This window comes from Bacillus manliponensis (assembly GCF_000712595.1).
Taxonomy (GTDB): domain Bacteria; phylum Bacillota; class Bacilli; order Bacillales; family Bacillaceae_G; genus Bacillus_A; species Bacillus_A manliponensis.
The window spans coordinates 1-4,085 of the sequence record NZ_JOTN01000053.1; the positions used below are offsets into that span (position 1 = coordinate 1).

The window sequence follows — 4,085 nt, forward strand, 5'->3', positions numbered from 1 at the left end:
AAGTAGATTTATATGCTTATAGAGTATTAGGCCCTTGGGGCGGAGGGAATACAGCGGGAATTCTTGCTGGGATGGATAAAGCAATTGAAGATGGTATGGATGTCATCAATATGTCACTTGGTGCGCAGACGAACGATCCATTATATGCCACTTCTGTTGCGGTAAATAACGCTATGCTTTCAGGAGTGGTGACAGTTGTTGCCGCAGGAAACTCCGGACCGAACGAAAAAACTCTCGGTTCTCCAGGAACGGCAGCTCTTGGTATTTCAGTAGGAGCAAGTGATGCTGCCATGTCCATTCCTACATTCAGCGGGAGTGCAGCGAACGAAAAATTTGAAGATATGCAGCTATTAGGTAAAGATTTTCCTGATAAGTTAGAAGATTTCGGGGGACAAGCCCTCCCAATTGTATTTGCAGGGCTTGGTAAAGAAGCAGATTTTGCGGGGAAAGACCTTAATGGAAAAATTGCGTTAATTCAGCGCGGGGAAATTACGTTTGATGAAAAAATCAAAAACGCCAAAAAAGCTGGAGCGGAAGCTGTTATCTTGTATAACAATGCTGACGGACAAATCTCTGCTTATTTAGGTGAGGGGGTAGGTCTTATTCCATCCTTCCGCCTGTCAAAAGCGGATGGTGAACGGTTAAAGGCACTCGGCGAAGTATCTTTCACATTTGAAACACTGAGCAATACAAAAACGGAAGGCGATCATTTGGCTGATTTTAGTTCACGCGGACCGGTAAATGGAAACTACGATATTAAGCCAGATGTAGTCGCTCCTGGTGTGTCGGTTTTCTCTACTGCACCGGAATATATTAACGATCCGCAGGGCGGCATAAATTACGGCAATGCATATGTACGTTTGTCTGGTACTTCTATGGCGAGCCCTCACGTAGCGGGTACAGCGGCATTGATTTTGCAGGAGCATCCAGAATACACTCCTTTCGATGTAAAATCGGCTCTTATGAATACATCCGATGATTTGAATGGTCAGAATTCCGTATACGAAGTGGGTTCAGGGCGCATCGACGCGTATCAAGCTGTTCATACGGACACATCCATTAAAGTATTAGACAAAACACAAAATGTAGAGAACGGAAACGTTGTCGAAATTGACGAACAAACAGGTTCCATCGTGTTTGGCAGACATGTTAAGCAAGGGGATAAACCGATTGAAGCGAGTAAAAAAGTGACTGTCCAAAACAACGGTAAAGAAGAAAAATCATTTAACGTGGAAGTAGAGTATCATGGCGAGCGTACAGGTATTCAAGATGCGGTGAAGAACGGTGTAAAAGTTGACGTACCTGCCTCTCTTACAGTGGCAAGCGGACAATCACAGGAGCTACAGCCAAAAATCACGATTCCTGCTAGCGCTGTGAAAGGCAGATACGAAGGATATATTCATGTAACGAATGCGAACAATTCAGCCGAAACGTATCAAATTCCATTCGCTGTCATGGTGACGGAAAAGGGATTTGAATATGCGAAAACGAGCAGTCCATCCGTGACGAATACGACGCCTTTTTGGCAATATATGTACCCGTTTGTTCATGTCAACATGAAGTTGAATAGCCCGATGAAAACCATTGATGTGCTTGTTAAGGATAGTAAAACAGGAAAAGCTGTAGGTTTTGTAGGAACAGCGGACGCTAGCAGATTACTGACAGACAGAGAAACTTTTCTTATGAATGCATTTAGCGGTACTGTCTATCCATTTACCAATGATCCTTCCAAGCCGATTGGTGATCTTCCTGTAAAGCTTCCGGCAGGCGATTATATATTGGAAATGATTGCGCACGATGAGGAAGGGAAATCATATGTTGCAGATAATCCGCTTATTGTGGACAATACAGCACCGGAAGTGAATATGGATAAAAAACCGGGTGTAATTGAGGTTAATGACTCCATGTTTACAGTAGAGGATGGACAAAAAGCAGTATGGCTGCATGGAACAGCCAAGGATGCGACAGTGGATCTATTGAAATCAAAAGGCTTAAATTATGATCAATCGTCCAATCAAATGGCTTACTATGCAAACTCTCCATTCATACAGGGGTACTTCCCGATCCAAGCAAATGGAGATGTAAAATTCGGTATTGAGGAAAGTGATATTGCAACGAAACCTCTAAATTTGACTTTGGCTACGTATGATATGGCAACGGCAATTGGTAAACAAAACTATGTTTTCGTAAAAGAAGGTACGGAATATACGACTTCTAGTTTTGATAAGAAAGACGTAAAAGTCGGCGATACAGTTACGATGAAACTTAGTCTCAATAATGTGAAGCAGCTTGTGTCCGGGGAATTCCAGGTCGACTTCAGAAAAGATTTGCTCAAGTTTGAGAATGTGAAACTGAACAATGCGGCAAACGAGTACGCGAAGGAAAGAGGCTTGGAAGTATCAATGCAAGAACCAGTGGTGACAGAAGGAACTAACACTAATACGGTGAAAATTGGCGCATCTATGAAAGGGAATGCATTTAGTGGTATGGACGGAGATCTGCCTTTCCTTGATGTCACGTTCAACGTAGTAAGTGATGCACATTACGATATTGTTATGAGTGCTAACCAGTTTAATGTAAAACAGGCGTCTTATATGAAAGCGGGACAAACAGTAGCTACTGTCATTCCTTATTTTGGTACGGAAAGCTTTAACATGATTCCAACACATTCGAGAGTGTATGGTTCTATCGGACCGGAAGCATTTTTGAATGGAAGCTCTTTGAGAAAAGCAGATTATACAAAAATTGGTGCCCAAGTATATGCGATGTCTCCAAGCGGCAAAAAATATAAAGGAACGATTGATCAAAAAGGAACCTACGAGATCAAAGGCATCCCAGCTTCTACTGAAGCATACACAGTTGTTATTGATGTTCCGGGACATCTCAAAGCGATGAAGAAATTCATTCCGGGGTATTTTGTAGGAGATGAGCTGCGCGGGCAAAATGTTAGAATAAATGCTAAAAATCTTGCAGGGGACGTGAATGGTGATAGATTGATTGATATTCGCGATATGCAAAGTGTAGTGAATGTATACGGTAAGAAAGATGCATCTATCGTGCCACAAGACATCAACCAAGACGGTGTCGTAGACGAGACAGATGTCCGCTTCATTGAGAAAAACTTCTTGCAAAAAGAAGTCGGCGTTCCAGAAGTAGTTAAGCCAAAAGAAACAATTGGTAAAAAAGGCTTGGCAGATTTCCTACGTCAGATCGGCTTGGAACCAAAATCAAAGTAATACAGTGAAACTTCCATCAGTGGGGGCATCCCCCACTGATGGTTAGTTGAACCAATCGGGCTTTTACGGGCAGTTATCCCAAATTATCTCCTCGCCTTCCTCTGCATCTTGAGGTGGGGATTTTACTGCCCGTTAATGCGGGATACAGTGAAACTTCTATTAGTGGGGGATTTTCTTCATCCCCCACTAATGATTGCTCACTTAATCTAATGATAGATTTTATTCACTATATTTTCACACAAAGTGAGATCAATAGCTTGAAAGATTACTTCTTTTGTTTGATTTTCAGAATGGCATCTTAGTTTACGAGTTTCACGGGTTGTTTGTAAAACAATTATATGAGGAAAAGAGGATGCGCTATGAAGAGAAGAAAAAAAGGGAAGCTTCTTATAGGAACGTTAGCTGTAGGGATGCTATTGTCACAGGGTATTCCGTATAACGTATTGGCAGAAAGTCCGGTTGAACTGAATCCAGTTGATAATGTGGAGACAGTCCTGAAGAGCCTGTCGGCAGATCAAAGAAAGGCTTTAGAGCAATTGGATGCAAATCCTAACTTCACGATTTCTCCTGATATTGATGCGAATAGTCCTGAATTAGTCAAAGTTATCGTGGAATTCAATCAGGCACCAGCGAAAATTGAAGTGATGAAACAAGCGGCGAAAGGAAAGAAAATATCTTCTTCTGCTGCGAGCGCAAAAGTGGATGAAGAACATAAAGTGTTTAAGAAACATGTCGAATCCTTGAAATCGAAAAAGGATGCCGGCACGTACGAGACGCAAAAAGTAAAGATTACACACGAATATAAAAATGCGATTAACGGTGTAGCCATGACTTTACCTGGCGTTGCAG

Annotated in this window: 2 protein-coding genes; both read left to right on the plus strand. The window is 42.1% G+C overall.

From position 1 onward, the window contains the following. The coding region (locus BAMA_RS23025; protein ID WP_034644346.1) for a S8 family serine peptidase at window positions 1-3,236 on the plus strand (3,236 nt) is incomplete at its 5' end. A gap of 359 nt (window positions 3,237-3,595) precedes the next feature. Beyond that, window positions 3,596-4,085, plus strand: a 490-nt coding sequence (locus BAMA_RS23030) for a protease inhibitor I9 family protein (RefSeq protein WP_034644347.1), incomplete at its 3' end; no start/stop codon positions are given.